The 15,898-nt window shown below is 30.1% G+C and carries 12 protein-coding genes and 1 riboswitch; all 12 genes read right to left on the bottom strand.

Annotated elements, in window-relative coordinates:
• Positions 1-210 precede the first annotated feature (210 nt).
• The 12 genes from L3B96_RS20535 to L3B96_RS20480 all read right to left on the bottom strand — a co-directional run bounded on the left by L3B96_RS20535 (position 211) and on the right by L3B96_RS20480 (position 15,898).
• A complete protein-coding gene (locus L3B96_RS20535) occupies positions 211-1,917 on the bottom strand; it encodes an ATP-binding protein (RefSeq protein ID WP_238948440.1) in 1,707 nt (568 codons plus the stop codon).
• Between the two features lie 73 nt (positions 1,918-1,990).
• Positions 1,991-3,913 (bottom strand): ATP-binding protein, encoded by a 1,923-nt coding sequence (locus L3B96_RS20530; RefSeq protein ID WP_238948439.1) that lies wholly within the window; start codon positions 3,911-3,913, stop codon positions 1,991-1,993.
• A 37-nt stretch (positions 3,914-3,950) separates the two neighbouring features.
• Entirely contained in the window at positions 3,951-5,282 is a 1,332-nt protein-coding gene (gene torT / locus L3B96_RS20525) for a TMAO reductase system periplasmic protein TorT (RefSeq protein WP_238948438.1), read from the bottom strand.
• A 200-nt stretch (positions 5,283-5,482) separates the two neighbouring features.
• Entirely contained in the window at positions 5,483-6,112 is a 630-nt protein-coding gene (thiE, locus tag L3B96_RS20520; RefSeq protein ID WP_012060643.1) for a thiamine phosphate synthase, read from the bottom strand.
• 92 nt (positions 6,113-6,204) lie between these two features.
• Entirely contained in the window at positions 6,205-7,035 is an 831-nt protein-coding gene (gene thiM, locus L3B96_RS20515) for a hydroxyethylthiazole kinase (RefSeq protein WP_012060644.1), read from the bottom strand.
• Between the two features lie 212 nt (positions 7,036-7,247).
• Positions 7,248-8,552, bottom strand: coding sequence for a phosphomethylpyrimidine synthase ThiC (thiC, locus tag L3B96_RS20510; protein ID WP_238948437.1), 1,305 nt, complete (start codon positions 8,550-8,552; stop codon positions 7,248-7,250).
• A 70-nt stretch (positions 8,553-8,622) separates the two neighbouring features.
• Positions 8,623-9,429: a bifunctional hydroxymethylpyrimidine kinase/phosphomethylpyrimidine kinase gene (gene thiD, locus L3B96_RS20505; protein WP_238948436.1), complete on the bottom strand. Its 807-nt coding sequence runs from the start codon at positions 9,427-9,429 to the stop codon at positions 8,623-8,625.
• A 30-nt stretch (positions 9,430-9,459) separates the two neighbouring features.
• Positions 9,460-9,999, bottom strand: coding sequence for an energy coupling factor transporter S component ThiW (gene thiW, locus L3B96_RS20500; RefSeq protein WP_171779475.1), 540 nt, complete (start codon positions 9,997-9,999; stop codon positions 9,460-9,462).
• A 189-nt stretch (positions 10,000-10,188) separates the two neighbouring features.
• Positions 10,189-10,299: riboswitch (TPP riboswitch) on the bottom strand.
• Positions 10,300-10,364: 65 nt separating this feature from the next.
• Positions 10,365-11,939, bottom strand: a complete 1,575-nt coding sequence (locus tag L3B96_RS20495) for an FMN-binding protein (RefSeq protein ID WP_238948435.1) — start codon at positions 11,937-11,939, stop codon at positions 10,365-10,367.
• Positions 11,940-12,366: 427 nt separating this feature from the next.
• Complete coding sequence (locus tag L3B96_RS20490; RefSeq protein ID WP_238948434.1) at positions 12,367-13,371, bottom strand: FAD:protein FMN transferase; 1,005 nt, start codon at positions 13,369-13,371, stop codon at positions 12,367-12,369.
• A gap of 284 nt (positions 13,372-13,655) precedes the next feature.
• The gene (locus L3B96_RS20485) at positions 13,656-15,212 is read right to left on the bottom strand and encodes a HAMP domain-containing sensor histidine kinase (RefSeq protein WP_238948433.1); all 1,557 of its coding nucleotides are present in this window, start codon (positions 15,210-15,212) and stop codon (positions 13,656-13,658) included.
• Complete coding sequence (locus L3B96_RS20480; protein ID WP_012060652.1) at positions 15,209-15,898, bottom strand: response regulator transcription factor; 690 nt, start codon at positions 15,896-15,898, stop codon at positions 15,209-15,211. The genes L3B96_RS20485 and L3B96_RS20480 overlap by 4 nt, the downstream gene beginning before the upstream one ends.

Below are 15,898 nucleotides of genomic sequence, written 5' to 3'. Positions count from 1 at the left end.
ATTTCGTCCAAATCAGAACATTATACACCTTTTTTGTATAACAAACAATTAATAATACCTTTAACATCGTTATACTAATGTATTTCGCCATATATATTATACACAAATTCTTATATATTTTCATAAAAACATATAATATATTGCTTTTTCGTTAATTGACTATATATTTGCAAATTCTAAGTATAATCTCGTACTTTTTTACTTATTCCTCTACAAATGTTGTTTATATATATCTGAAAATTCAATATTTATTTTTTCTACACAAGTATTAATTATATTATTACTTATATTAACTCTTTCTTTACTTTTATTTAATACCTTTACTGGAAGTTTAATCGTAAATTTAGTTCCTACCCCATATTTACTTTCCACTGATATCGTGCCATCATGCATCTCTACTAAGGACTTTACGAGAGATAATCCAATTCCGCTTCCTTCATAATTTCTTGTAAAAGATTTATCTACTTGTCTAAATCTATCAAAAATAATTTCAACTTTTTCTTCTGGAATTCCTATACCTGTATCTTCTACAGACAAGGTTATATATTCTTCTCCATCAAATATATTTACAAATATGCTTCCATCATCATCTGTGAACTTTATGCAATTAGACAGTAGGTTTAACATAATCCTTTCAATTTTATCAGGATCACAAGCAATAATTTTTTCTTCAACATCGGTATCAAATATAAGGTTTATATTGTTATTGCTTATATAACCAGCTACTGACAGAGTGATTTCTTCTACGACACTGACAATGTTACAATTAATCATATCAATCTCAAAATGTCCTGCATCTAATTTAGTTGAATCAATTAAATTATTTATTAAACGAAGTAATCTAAAACAATTTTGTCTTTCAATGTCTATATTATTAATTATCTTTCCTTTGTCGATCGGTTTTTCTTTATCTAAAAGATCTCTTCTTAGAATTTGTATTACACCTAGTATTATATTAAGTGGTGTTCTCAATTCGTGAGAAATATTAGCAAAAAATTCAGTTCTTAATTTTTCTAATTCCAAAGCCTCTTCTTTTGATTTTAATTCAGTATTTTTTCTTTCAGTTATGTCTCTTACAGCTGCAATAATGGCCTTCTGCTCATTAAATATTATTGCACGACTATTACTCTCAACCCAAAACTCTTTATGATTTTTATCTATTGAAATAGCTTCAAGGGTTACTGGAGTATTAATCTTATTTTTCTTTCTATCATTAATCAATTTAAGTATATCATCGTATATGTACGGTGAATTTTTTGAAATAATATCTTTTATACTCATACCAATTAGTTCATCATGTAGATATCCATATAGCCTATTAGCAGTATCATTAACGTTAACTATAATCCCATTAAAATCATGAATTAATATTGCATCACTTACCGAATTGAAAATAGTGCTTAAGTAAACTTCACTTTTCTTTAATTTCTTATTTGTTTGCTTTAACTCATCTATAAGCTTAATATTTTTCATTTTCAATTCATATGTCTCCAAAGCCCTTTTTACGGAAATTAACAACTCATCTGCCTCCAATGGCTTTAAAAGAAATTTATAAATATGCCCTTCATTAATTGAATCAATAATATCTTTCACATCCATGAATCCAGTTAAAATAATACGAATTGCATTTGGGACAATAGATATTGTTTGCTTTAATAATTCAACCCCTGTCATTCCTGGCATGCGCTGATCTGAGATAATCAAATTGATTTTTTTAGAACATGATTCATCTTTAAGTATATTTAATGCTTCAAACCCATTTTCTGCTTTGATTACATCATACTCTTCTTCTAAGAGTCTTGTTAAAGCCTCAAGATTTGCTAGTTCATCATCAATTAATAGTATTGTATATTTTTTATCTTTACTATCTATTTTATTAAGTTCTCTAAGCTTGTCCTTATTTATAACAAATTTCATTTATCTTCTCCTTACTGAAATTAAAATATAATTTTAGATTATGGTGCCTTATTGATTTTATTATTAATATCTTTTAGTAAGGAATATGAATAGTTATAGTTGATCCTTCCCCCACCTTAGATTCCACATCAATACTTCCATTGTGTTTTTCAATAATACCATATGATATAGACATACCTAACCCTGTTCCTTGTCCCATTGGTTTAGTTGTAAAAAATGGTTCAAATATTCTTGATATTGTATCTTTAGTCATACCACACCCATTATCACAAAATTCGATTATAATTTCTTTGTTATTGTCAAAAACGCTTATACCTATTAATCCATTATTCTCACATACTAAGTCATTTTGTTTTTCAACTATAGCATGACACGCATTTACAATTATATTTAAAAATACCTGATTTAATTGTGAAGGATAGCACTCTATCTTCCTATGAGTTTGAAATTTCTTTATAAATTTAATTTGTTTAGTATATTTGGTTTTAACCAACCTTATTGTTGTTTCCAAAGCTTCTGAAACATCTATCTCTTTTTTAACTGCCTCATCAAGCCTAGAGAATAATCTCAAATCGTTAACTATGGTTGTTACTTGATTAGACCCATCTAGAATATTAATTATTGATTTAGAAAATTTGTTAAAATATTGTTCGAAGAAATTTAACACATCATCATCCGCATTATCCAATAATTCAATAAGTTCTTCTTTAAAATTGCATAAATCCATATCCAGAACTTTTGAACTTAAATATATATAATTAATAGGATTATTAATTTCATGTGCTACCCCTGCTACTAAAGTACCAAGACTAGCCATCTTTTCTGATTGAATCAATTTCGACTGAGCTGACTTGAGCTTATTATGTTGTTCTTCTAACTCAGCAAAAGTCTGCATAAGTTGTTTTGTTCTTTCATTAACTTTATCTTCTAGTTCATCATTAACGCGTTTCAACTCTTCACTAATTTTTTTACGTTCTGTAATATCATTCCAAACAAATATTACGCATTCTATACAGTCAATTTCAATTATTTCCGTTGAAAATAATCCAACTCTAACTTCTCCATATTTAGTGTTCCAAGTTATCTCTTCATTACGCAGCATGCCTCCACTATCTAATATTTGAATCACCTTCAAGCGATGTTCTTCATTTTCCCACAGGTTAAACTCATCTGAGTAATGACCAATTATCTCTTCACGTTTATATCCAAAAGTGCGTAAAAACGCTTGATTTATTTCAATGTATAGTTTATCACTAAGCCTTACAATAGCGATTACATCAGCACTATAATTAAATGCCTTATTAAATTTCTCTTCTGAATATTTGAGTTCATTTATTGCTTCATTCCTCTGCTTAATCATATTATATAAAGTTTGAGCCATATTATTAAATTTAATAGCCAATTCCCCTATTTCATCTCTTGAATTAATAAATAATCTGTGAGTCAAGTTCCCATTTGATATCTCATCAGTTCCTACACTCAGCTCATATATAGACTTGGTAACAATACGAGAAACAATACTTATTGCTAACCAAAGAAGTAAAACCATTACCAAAAGCCTTATGATTGTCGCAATTATGTAATTTTCAATAACTTTTGATTTATAATACCTTGTAAGACCTATAGTGACCTCACCTATTGGTATTTCATCTTTTAAAACGTTGACTTTCTTTATAATCAAATTTTGCTCAGAATATATATCATCTTTTTTATACTTATTGTATATTTCTCCATTACCTTTAGCTTTAACTTGAATATAACCAATTTCCTCATCCTCAAATAATGCATCACTAATTTCTTTAATTCCTACAATATTTAAATTCCAAATTGGGTCTTGATAGCTAAGTGCTGCTAATCTAGTGATTGTTTCAACTTTTTGCATTGAATCCTTATTTATTCCTGAAACCAATATTATTATTCTTATTATTTCAAATATTAACATGGTAATTATAACTACTGTTAATGTTGAAATTGTAAATCTACGCTTAATCTTCATATTCCTAAATTTCTTTTTTATGCTCATAACTTAACCCTTATTTATCCATATGATTTAATACTGGAATATACTCTTTACTTCCAAATAGGTCTTCATACTTAAATTGTGAAATATTATCCCTTGAAATTATAGGCACACACGGACCACTTTGGAATGGGAAATCTACTCCTGCCTTTTCTCCATTTAGAATTCTTATAATCATATCTAATGCTATTCTACATTGTTGGATAGTTTGATCTGATGGAGAAGCTAATACAGCTCCCTTTTTTATTAGATTAAAAACATCACTTGTCATATATGTTGATACAATTCTTATATTTTTAAATTTCTCTTTGCGTTTAGCAATAAATTTTTCAGCTTCAATTACTGCTGGAGCACAACCAACTAAATAATCATAATCGTCATTATTTTCTAAAACACTTGTTATATGTAATCGCTGCACATCAGGTCTTGTGTCTCCATAAAAAGGATTGCTAATATCTATCTTTTGATCATTTTTCTTTAACCTTGAAACTGCATCTTTAAAACCATTTAATGTATCTGATGCCCACCCTGATTCTTTTGGCCCAGGGAAAAATGCAATTTTTATATCTTTCCCTGCTGAATCTTCAACAACATACTCTCCTGCTTTATATCCCATATCATAATAGGAAACTATTGCTTTTGCGCTAATATCGGGAGCATTAATATCATTTACTAGTGCAACAATAGGCTTATCATTATGAACAATATTCTCTACATCTGAATTAAATTTTGTATTATCTAATGTAGCAAACACTATCCCATCAATTTTATCATCCTCTGCTAAGTCCATCAGCTCTTCTTTTTGATTTCCAAACTCTATATAGCCTCCAACTGCATATAACTTTACCTTAACTCCTAATTCCTTTGCATAATTTATTATTCCATAATTCGCTGAGACCCAATATTGATCTTCAAAATGAGGTAGCAAAACGCCTATTGTATATTCCTTCTTAGGCTTAATATGCCTCCACTTTTCTTTTACAACGCCTCTCATATCACCCTCTTTACTATTTGAAGCAGCATCAATATTATAATAGCTATTTACTATTAACTTTTTTTTACCTATTTGTGTAAGAATTCTCTCATCATTTGTCTCCACTGTTGTTATACTCTTCGATACACGTTCTCTTTCCACGTATTCTTCTTTTTCTTTTCTGACAATATCATTAGATCCTATGTTCTTGTGATTTTTTATATATGCTAATCCCAATACAAATACTACTGACGTTATCAAAATTGATAGTCCTAACTTTCTATTGATATATTTTCCAACTTTCGTAGCAAAGCACATCCTTACTTTCAAGCTCTCTATGGATATTATCTGCAGTATTACTTTAATCGTCATTAAACTCCATTAAACTTGCTATTCTACTATAATCTTTATGCTATCTTAAGTTTAATTTTTTTACTATAATTTGTCAAAACATACTATATGACAATATTCTGCAAAATATATTTTATGCTCAGTATAAATAAGAATAAAATAAAAGCACTATACCAGAAATTCCAGTAAACAGTGCCTTTAAAATGCTATATATTTAATAGTTAGATTTTAATAAATTCATTTTTTAATTCTTTAGCGGCTGTAGTAATATCTTCCTTTGCTATAATAGCAGAAACTATTGCAAGTCCATCAATTCCTATTCCTTTGAAATCCTTAACTCTATCCTTATTTATTCCACCTATTACAACTATAGGTATAGATACATTTTCTCTAATTTTTCTTAATTCATTCATACTAGTTGAATCTGCGTCTTTTTTAGTACCAGTTGAATACATCGCACCAACTCCTAAATAATCAGCTCCATTTTTTTCTGCTTCAAGAGCTTCATTTACAGACCCTGTTGAAACTCCAAGAATTTTATCATTTCCTATGACTTTTCTTACAATTGCTGCAGGAATATCACTTTGTCCAACATGCACTCCAGCCGCATCTACTGCTAGTGCAATATCCACTCTATCATTTATTATTAATGGAATATTGTGTTTATCTGTAATCTCTTTAACTCTCACAGCTGTATTATAGAAGTCGAGTGATGAACAATCTTTTTCTCTTAATTGAATTAATGTACATCCTCCAATTATAGCTTTTTCCACAGCTTCTTCTAAAGTTTCTGTACTCATTAAATCTCTATCTGTTACAAGGTAGATACTATAATCTATTTTAGGTTTCATGAAACTTCTCTCTCCTTCATATTATATTTTAGATAAGTTCACACATTAATGCGTGTATTTCATTTCAATGATATACACGCAAACATTGTTTATTATATTTCCTTTATCTTATTCATCTTTTCAATGATATTAGAAGTCAAATTGCTTATGGCATCTATAATTGCAATATGAAAACTTCCTGTTCCAATCTTCCCTGCTTTATCCAAAGCAATTTCACCCGATATTCCCATGGAAATAATACCAGAAACTGCTCCTATAAAATAATCTGAACCTGCCCCACAAAACGCTCCAATTAATGCAGTTGTCATGCAGCCTGTTCCTGTGACATTAGATAACATCTTAGTTCCATTTTCAAGTATAACTACTCTTTCTCCATCAGATATAATATCTGTTGCACCTGTAATGGCTACAGTACACTGAAGTTTTTTAGCTAAGTTTTTAGCTACATCTATTCCCTCATCATTTCCTGTTCTTGCGTCATTTTCTGAGGCATCAACTCCCTTAGTTGTAGAGCCTAATCCGCTTATAAATTTAATCTCAGACATATTTCCACGTAAAACACTTATTTTCACTTCTTCTAATAATCTCTTTGTTGTTGAATTTCTAAATTCTGATGCTCCTGCTCCAACTGGATCAAAAACGACTGGAATATTTAATTCATTTGCTTTCTTACCAGATGCAATCATAGATTCAATAGTTCGCTCATTTAATGTTCCAATATTTATTACAAGGGCAGATGAAATCTTAGTAATATCCGCTGCTTCTTTTATATCATCAGCCATAATTGGTGATGCACCTATTGCAAGTAAAATATTTGCACAATCATTAACCGTAACATAATTTGTTATATTATGTACAAGTGGTTTCTTATTCCTAACTTCATTTAATAAACTTCCTATTTTAATTGATATTTCATTACTCATAAATATCTTTTAGTAAGAATTCATTCTTTTAATAATTCTCACTAAAATACCTCCTCTCAAAAGTAAAAATTTCCCAAGTTTCTTTTACTTGATATCTATGTTGCAATTATGAACTTACATTTAAAATTTTAATAAGACAAATGCTAAATTGAAATAATACTGTAGAAATTCACTTGCAACATAGATAATTATAATTCACGTAAATCTTATTTCTAATCCAGAAGCTCCACTTTATCGCCATTTAAAATTCTGTTAGTTGTTCTTACTGCACACATTTTCCCGCACATAGAACAGCTATGCATATCTTCTGGTGGTACACTTTCAAAATATTCCCTAGCCTTTTTCCCATCAATAGCAATCTTGAACATCTCTTCCCAATCAAGTTTTTGACGAGCATCAGCCATTGCATTATCTCTATCTCTAGCCCCTGGAAGTCCATTAGCAATATCTGCTGCATGAGCTGCAATTTTAGATGCAATAATTCCTTCTCTAACATCAGATAAATCAGGAAGCCTTAAATGCTCAGCTGGTGTTACATAGCAAAGGAAATTAGCTCCATGTGTTGCTGCAATAGCGCCACCAATAGCTGAAGTTATATGATCATACCCAGGTGCAATATCTGTAACAAGAGGGCCTAATACATAGAAAGGTGCCCCATGACATAATCTTTTTTCAATTTGCATATTAGCTGCAATCTCATTCATTGCCATATGACCTGGTCCTTCTATCATAACTTGTACGTCTTTTTCCCAAGCTCTTTTTGTTAATAATCCTAACTCTATAAGTTCTGTAATTTGTCCAGCATCTGTTGAATCATCAATACAGCCAGGTCTCATAGCATCTCCAAGACTTATTGTTACATCATATTCTCTTAGTATATCAAGTAATTCATCATAGTATTCATAAAATGGATTCTCATTTCCTGTCATCTCCATCCATGCAAATAGTAATGACCCACCTCTTGATACTATATTTAATCTTCTCTTATCTTCTTTAAATAGCGAAACTGTTCTTTTATTTATTCCTGCATGAATAGTAACAAAATCAACCCCAGCTTTAGCATGAGCTAACACCACGTCAAGAAAATCTTTAGCTTTTATATCTAAAAGATCTTTTTCAAGGTATCCAATTGCATCATACATAGGAACTGTTCCTATCATAGCTGGAGAATATTCTATAAGCTTTTCCCTGAACTCTTGAGTCTTCCCATAATTACTTAAATCCATTATTGCTTCTGCACCAAAATCAACTGCCATTTTTACTTTTTCCATCTCTCTGCAATAATCAACCGAGTCTCCTGATATACCTAAGTTAACATTTATTTTTGTTCTTAATCCATCACCAATACCCTCTGGGCTAAGTGATTTATGGTTGACATTCGCAGGTATAGCTACTTTACCTTCTGAAACAAGTTTCATTAATTTTTCTTCTGAAATTCTTTCTTTTTCCGCTACTATTTTCATTTCCTTTGTAACTATACCTTTTTTAGCTGCTTCCATTTGTGTTTTATAATTCATTTCTTTCCCTCTCCTCATACCATTATTATTTAATTTATTAGTTATAAAATTTAACTTGAGTTCTATAGTATTATTCAATCATTCCTGCTTTCTTATATAGCTCGTAAAAATGATTAGTAGGGCCTACACCTTTACCAAGCTCAAAACCATGTTCGATTGCACATGTTATATACTCTTTACCAATTCTAACTGCTTCCTCTATTGTCATATTCTTAGCTAAATTTGCTGCTATAGTTGAAGATAAAGTACATCCTGTTCCATGAGTATGAGTGGTATTTATCCTTTCTTGCTTTAGAATAAGAAAGCTCTTTCCATCATATAACAAGTCTGTTGCTTCCCCTTCTAAATGCCCTCCTTTAACTAAAACTGCCTTCGGACCAAGTTCTTTAATTCTCAAAGCGGCTTCCTTCATTTCATCTAAGTTTTCTATTTTCATCCCTAAAATTTCTTCTGCCTCTGGCAAATTAGGAGTTATTAATGTTGCTAATGGAAATAATTCCTTAACTAAAGTATCTTTTGAATCCTTCGATAACAGATTAAATCCACTTTTAGAAATCATAACTGGATCTAGAACTATCACTGGTAGTTTATCAACTTTTCTCAAAGATTTTGATATAGCTTTTATAGATTCAATTTTAGAGACCATTCCTATTTTTATAGCATCTACTCTTATATCTTCAAAAATAACATCTATCTGAGATTCAATCATTTCAGGATTTATATCTTGAATTCCAAAAACCCCCATAGTATTTTGAGCCGTTACCGCTGTGATAACACTCATCCCATATACTCCATTTGCTGAGAAAGCTTTTAAATCCGCTTGAATTCCTGCTCCTCCACAAGTATCTGATCCTGCAATAGTTAATGCTCTAAACATAAACTCATCCTTTCACCTGTAATATTTCATTTAAATCTTATCTATGTTATTAGTTTCCTCTCTTTTAACTTGAAACTCATTATCTACTAGTATTTTTTTAATGACAGGAACTTTTATAAAAAAGTACGCTATAATTGCTCCAACACTACAACTTGATATAAACGGAACAACATATACAAAAATTGCTACTTGTTTTCCTAACACCATTGTAGCTATAGGATAAGCTAATAATGCTCCTAATATTCCAGTTCCAATTATTTCTCCAATTACTGCAATGCCCGGCTTTCTAAATTTTTTATAAAGAATTCCTGCAAGTAATGCTCCTACCATGCTTCCTGGAAAAGCCAATAAACTTCCTGTTCCCATAAAATTTCTTATTAGGGATGTCACAAATGCATTCATAAGAGCATATACTGGCCCAAGTGTTATTGCTCCAACTACATTTACGAAATGTTGTATTGGAGATATTTTAGCAGCTCCAATCGGTATTGAAAATGTTCCAAAAATAACAGAAATACCGATTAACACGCCACTTAGCGCCATCTTCTGTGCTTTACTCTTTTCTTTCATTAAAATTCACTCCTTTAATAATAAAATCAATAAACTTACTTTTTAATGTGAAATAAATTTACTAAATCACCTTTACAATGACGTTTAAATTGATTAACCTTAAAAGAAGTTAATTATTTTGCATAAAAAAAATGTATCCACAAGGGATACATCAATAAATCATGCACAAATCATATCAATACTTACACAAATAATATTAATATACTTCCCTACGCTGGTATTATCCAAATCAGGTTATAAGAGTCTAGGAAATCAATCTTTCCAATCTCAGCCAAAATATTAGCTCCCCTAGTTATTCAATTATAAAATTTTCTTTCACAACTTAAAGGTTATACCATTAAGTTTCAAACGTCAAGTATATTTTATTATTTTGCTTCATTCAAAGCATTTGTTACAGCACTCACGATACCCTTCGAACTATAAGTTGCCCCAGATACAATATCCACTGATGTTGATTGTTTTGAAATTATGCTCTTAATTATAGTTCCCTCTGATCTTTGATAAAACTTTGGAGTATCTTGATTAGATATAGCTTGTATACTTGATATCTTTCCATCAGATACAGTTACAGAAACCTTAGTTGTTCCTCCTCTATAACCAGTTCCACTTCCTGTGTATGTCCCATCTTTATATTCACTTGTAGTATTTTGAACTGCATTCGAACTTGTAGTTCCTGGATTTGACTTTGAATTTTCTGCTGCAACTTCAGTTTTACTTGTACTATTATTATTTGAAGTGCTACTTGTTGACTCTCCACTAGCTGCTTGTTCTAATGCACTTTTAACAGCACTTATGATACCTTTACTACTAAATGTAGCTCCTGAAACAGTATCTACTGATGTTGATTGTTTTGAAATTATACTATTAGTTATAGTTTCTTCTGCTCTTTGATAAAACTTTGAAGTATCTTCATTAGATATAGTTTCTATTTTAGCTATTTTTCCATTAGAAATAGTAACTGACATTTTAGTTTGTCCGCCTCTATACCCTTGTCCAGTGCCTATGTATGTTCCATCCTTATATTTTTGTGAAGATTCAGTTTGTGAATTTAAATTGCTTGAAACTGCGTTACTCTTAGCTACGATTCCAGATTTAGTTACTGCATTACCGGCGAAGTTAGTAAGTCCATATATACCTAAAAATGTAGCCATAGCTACTGATCCTGTTAACTTAGCATCTAAATCTCTTCCAAGTACATTTACATTAGCATTATTTCTGTAACATACTTCAGTACATTTTAAACAATTTATACAATCTCCACCTTTGACATAATCTACCTTATAGAGCGGTAACCCCATTGAACAATTCATTGTGCAGGCTCTACATTTACCACAATCAACTTTTGGCTTATTAATCTTAACTATTCCAATCTTAGAAATAATAGAGAATATTGCACCTAAAGGACATAGATATCTGCAGAAAAATCTCTCAATGAATGCTGCTCCTATCGTGATTAATATTAAAGATATCAATCCAATAATTAATCTTGAAAAAATAGTAGATACATCAGTTATTTGACCAAAAGCATCCCAAGGACTCGTACTTTCTAGTATACTGCTTCCCATAGTCCATGAAATAGCTATTATAAAAACTAATACTACATACTTAACATACTTAAGTACAGAATCAACTTTTTCATCTACTCTAAATTTTATCTTAAATACTTTTCTTGATATAAAATATATTAAATCATTATACGCACCAAATGCACATATCCAGCCACAGAACCATCTTCCTAATAGTATAGTCAAAAGCATAATAGCTATAAATTCTATTAAGCTTGGTAATGCTGAAAAAAAGTTAAAATTACCATTGATAATCATTTGATATACAGTTTTTACTTCACTGAATGTCATTGAATAAAGGCCTGGTAACAGAATAAATGCAATCAATTGTATAATATGCCTTATAATCTGCGATTTTTTTATTTTACTTGCCATGTTTCTTTCCCCTTTTCTAACTCTCTATATTTAGCAATAATAAATTTTTATGTTAATTACATTAATCACATTTTTCCAATTAATTTCTAATAGAAATATTATTTTCACTTCATTATCTGCTATTGCAATTTCTTTAATTAAGTGAATTATAGCAATAGAACCTTAATGCTCCCTTAATCTAAGCTGAGAATTCGCTGAGAAATGGCAATTAAAACATCTTAGAATTAAGGAAAAGGCTAAATTATTCGAAGAATCTAAATAAAAAAAGATAGTACAAATTGAATTTGTCCCTGCTAATAAGTTGTATTCCAACTTAACGAGGTTTGTTTCAATCTGTATTATCTCTTCTTATTATTTTGATTGATTTAAAGCTTTCTTATTGACTCAATTATGTCCTTGCCTCTATATTTAGCTCCAGACACAATAGCTAAAAAAATTCACTATCTGTTAATGTAAAAATACTTTCATCAATCCCTGATGTTTTATATATTTTCTTATCTTCTGTAATAAATATAGCGTCAATGCCCTCTATAGTTTCTATAATCTTCATAGCTTTATCAATACCAATTATATAAACACCAGTTGATAAGCCATCTCCGTCAATTGAATTATCTGATATAATAGTTGCACTTATAATTTTGCTTTCAGATGGGTATCCTGTTTTAGGGTCAATTATATGATGAAATTTCTTTCCATCTTTTATAAAATATCTTTCATAATTACCTGAGGTTACTATTGATTTATTTTTTACGCTTAATATTCCTATAAATTCTCCCCTAGGCTTAAATGGGTTTTGAATTCCAACTTTCCAAGCTGAACCGTCTTCCTTACTTCCAAGAGCAAAAATGTTTCCACCTAAATCAATTAATGCACTTTTAATATTATACTGATAAAAAATATCTCTTATTTCATCAGCTGCAAATCCTTTTGCAATACCTCCGACATCTAGAGCTTGTTTATCATGTTTTAACATTATTGAATTATTTTTGTCATCAAAAATAACATCGTTATAATCTATAAGTTTTAATACCTTTTCTATTTTAGATTTTTCCGGAATTCGTTCTTCTTTTGTACCTATACTCCATAACTTTACTAATGGTCTTATTGTTGGATCAAAAGTACCTTCTAAAATTCTACTGTATTCTATGGCTTTTTTAACTACAAAATAAGTATCATTATTTACTTTCTCTCTCTTATTTCCTGCATTAAAATTTATTTTTGATATATCACTACTTTCTTTGAAAGCTGACATTCTATCATCAATTTGGTCTAACCTTTCTAGCGCTTTATCTATTGCTGCTTTAGCTTTATTTCCATTTGCTCTTAAGTTGATCAAAGTTCCAAGAGCATAACTGCTCCTAGTTGCTTCATGTTTTTCAATTTTACCAGTCACAAATATAAAGAATAAAATGACTATTATTATCACAATCATTAATATGAAAATACTTACTGTACTTATAATAATCCCCACCTACCTAAAATATATAAATTTCCTCATTATTGGAATTATAACAAAAAAGTCTTAATGTATCCTTAGTTAAAGCTTAGAATTTGCTGAGAACTATTTAAGACTACTCACCCAGATTTTCTTATCGATGTCTTAAACTAAAGATGCGTTGATATTTTAATCAATAGAATAAAGAAATATACTAAAAAAGATGTTACAAAATAATACGATAAATCTATTTTGTAACATCTTTTCTTATTTAGGCACAATCAAGAAACATCAAATCCATCTGCCTTATTTTCTAATTTTAAATATATTGAGAATATTGTCCCAACTCCAAGATCACTTTCTACTCTTATTTTTCCACAATTGCTATCAATTATTGATTTTACTATAGAAAGACCCAATCCATATCCTCCTTGTTCCCTAGCTCTGTGAGAATCACTTCTGAAAAATCTATCGTATATTTTATCTAAATGCTCTTTAGGTATTCCAGTTCCATTATCAGATATCTTCAAAACCGCGAAGGTTTTATTTTGGTAATCTTCTATGCCTATAGAAATTGTTATAACACCTTTTTCTTTATCAGTATGAATTACAGCATTTTGAGTTATATTGAATATGACCTGCTTAATTTGATTTTTATTTATATATACATCTATATACTCCTTCAACTCTATATTTAAAGTTCTATCCTTAGAAAGTATCTGCAGTTGAGGAATTATTTCATTTATAACATCATTCAAATTCTCCTTTTTTATTTCAACAATTGGCTGCTGATCTAACCTAGTTAATATTAAAAGGTCATTTACCAATTTTGCAAGCCTTTCACTTTCCATCAATATGCTGTTTAAAGCCAAATCTAATTTTTCCTGATTTTTTGCTGCCCCTCTTAATAATACTTCAACAAAACCATGAATTGAAGTTAGTGGTGTACGTAATTCATGTGATGCATCAGATACAAATCGTCTCATTTTTTCTTTGATAAGCTGTTCTTTTTCAAATGATGCCTCTATTCTTTCAAGCATAATATTAAAGGATTTTGATAATCTATTAATTTCTAATTGACCACTTTCTTCCGTTAGTCTTGTATGAAGATCAGTTACACTTATTCCTTCCACAGTATCAGTTATCTTATATAACGGCTTCAATGTTCGATTAAAAATAGTGATTCCAAGTATTGTTCCCACTATGAGAATCATAATCGAAAGACTAATATGCACATACTCTTGCCTATCTAAGATACTTGTAATATCGTCTATTGGTGTACTCAGCTGTATTAACCCTGATGGTGAATCTAAATCCCCAACTTTTATCCATGCAACCATTTGATAATTATTGTTTTCATCTCTTACTACTTCATATGTATGTTCTAAATTCCCTTGTTCATTGCAAATCTCTATATATTTCTCTCTAGAAAGCACCGGTACTGGTACCTCTTTCCTCTTTAGCTCATCTGGCTCCTTTGAATCATCGTCGCCGTCATCATCATCTCTAGGTGTATCTATATTGCTTCTTTGACCTAACAGCTCTCCATTTTTATTTATTAGAGCTACACTCATATTTTTATCCCACAAATTCTTTAAAATTTCTTTAGTATCACTTTCAGTTATATCCTCCATATTTTCTTTTGACATTTTCTTAAAGTCTAGATTATGAAACCTCTCATGAAGTACTTGCACCTTTGTTTTGTATAAATAATTTTTCATACTTATATACTGAAAAAGTCCCATAATTCCCAATAATAAAATTAATATCACAAGAAACCTAAACAACAATTGCCATTTCAAACTCTTTATTTTTAATTTATTTCTTAATTTTTTCATTGTGCCACCATCTTATATCCAACACCTCGGACAGTTTTAATGATATTATGATCTTTGTCTCCAATCTTATCTCTTAAGTACCTTATGTATACTTCAACAATATTATCTTCTCCATTAAAATCATATCCCCATACTTTTTCAAGTATAAGCGATTTGCTCAATGCTATTCCATTATTCATAAGTAAAAAACTTAACAAATTGTATTGGGTTGGAGGTAGATCTAATACTTTTTCACGATAGGTTATTTCATGAGCTTTATCATCCACTTTAAAATTTCCTATATTAGTAATATCGCTTAGCTCCGGAAAACTATTTCTTATCCTCGCATTAATGCGTGCTAAAAGCTCCTTGAAGCTAAAAGGTTTTGCCATATAATCATCAGCTCCAATATCCAACCCTTTTACCTTATCATCAACTTCATCTAATGCTGTTAGCATAATAACTGATGTTTTTATAGACTTCTTAATAATTGAACATACCTCATATCCATCCATTCCTGGCAGCATAATATCCAATATCACTATATTAGGATTTATTTTTCTTGCTAGCTCTATTGCTTCATTCCCATCATATGCTTCATATACTAAATACCCTTCACCTTCTAACCCCATTTTAATAAAGTCCACTATACTTTTTTCATCATCAACTATAAGAATAGTAATCTGATCTCTTGCTCCTAAGTTCAT

The organism is Clostridium sp. YIM B02569 (assembly GCF_022320765.1).
In the GTDB taxonomy this organism is placed as follows: domain Bacteria; phylum Bacillota; class Clostridia; order Clostridiales; family Clostridiaceae; genus Clostridium; species Clostridium beijerinckii.
Note: the sequence above shows the minus strand (reverse complement) of the source record. Positions and strands in the feature narration are given on the sequence as shown.

Coding starts and splice junctions, on each gene's coding strand:
- L3B96_RS20535 (WP_238948440.1), bottom strand. CDS start 1,917: ATGAAATTTGTTATAAATAAGGACAAGCTTAGAGAACTTAATAAAATA.
- L3B96_RS20530 (WP_238948439.1), bottom strand. CDS start 3,913: ATGAAGATTAAGCGTAGATTTACAATTTCAACATTAACAGTAGTTATA.
- torT (WP_238948438.1), bottom strand. CDS start 5,282: ATGACGATTAAAGTAATACTGCAGATAATATCCATAGAGAGCTTGAAA.
- thiE (WP_012060643.1), bottom strand. CDS start 6,112: ATGAAACCTAAAATAGATTATAGTATCTACCTTGTAACAGATAGAGAT.
- thiM (WP_012060644.1), bottom strand. CDS start 7,035: ATGAGTAATGAAATATCAATTAAAATAGGAAGTTTATTAAATGAAGTT.
- thiC (WP_238948437.1), bottom strand. CDS start 8,552: ATGAATTATAAAACACAAATGGAAGCAGCTAAAAAAGGTATAGTTACA.
- thiD (WP_238948436.1), bottom strand. CDS start 9,429: ATGTTTAGAGCATTAACTATTGCAGGATCAGATACTTGTGGAGGAGCA.
- thiW (WP_171779475.1), bottom strand. CDS start 9,999: ATGAAAGAAAAGAGTAAAGCACAGAAGATGGCGCTAAGTGGCGTGTTA.
- L3B96_RS20495 (WP_238948435.1), bottom strand. CDS start 11,939: ATGGCAAGTAAAATAAAAAAATCGCAGATTATAAGGCATATTATACAA.
- L3B96_RS20490 (WP_238948434.1), bottom strand. CDS start 13,371: ATGATTGTGATAATAATAGTCATTTTATTCTTTATATTTGTGACTGGT.
- L3B96_RS20485 (WP_238948433.1), bottom strand. CDS start 15,212: ATGAAAAAATTAAGAAATAAATTAAAAATAAAGAGTTTGAAATGGCAA.
- L3B96_RS20480 (WP_012060652.1), bottom strand. CDS start 15,898: ATGAACTTAGGAGCAAGAGATCAGATTACTATTCTTATAGTTGATGAT.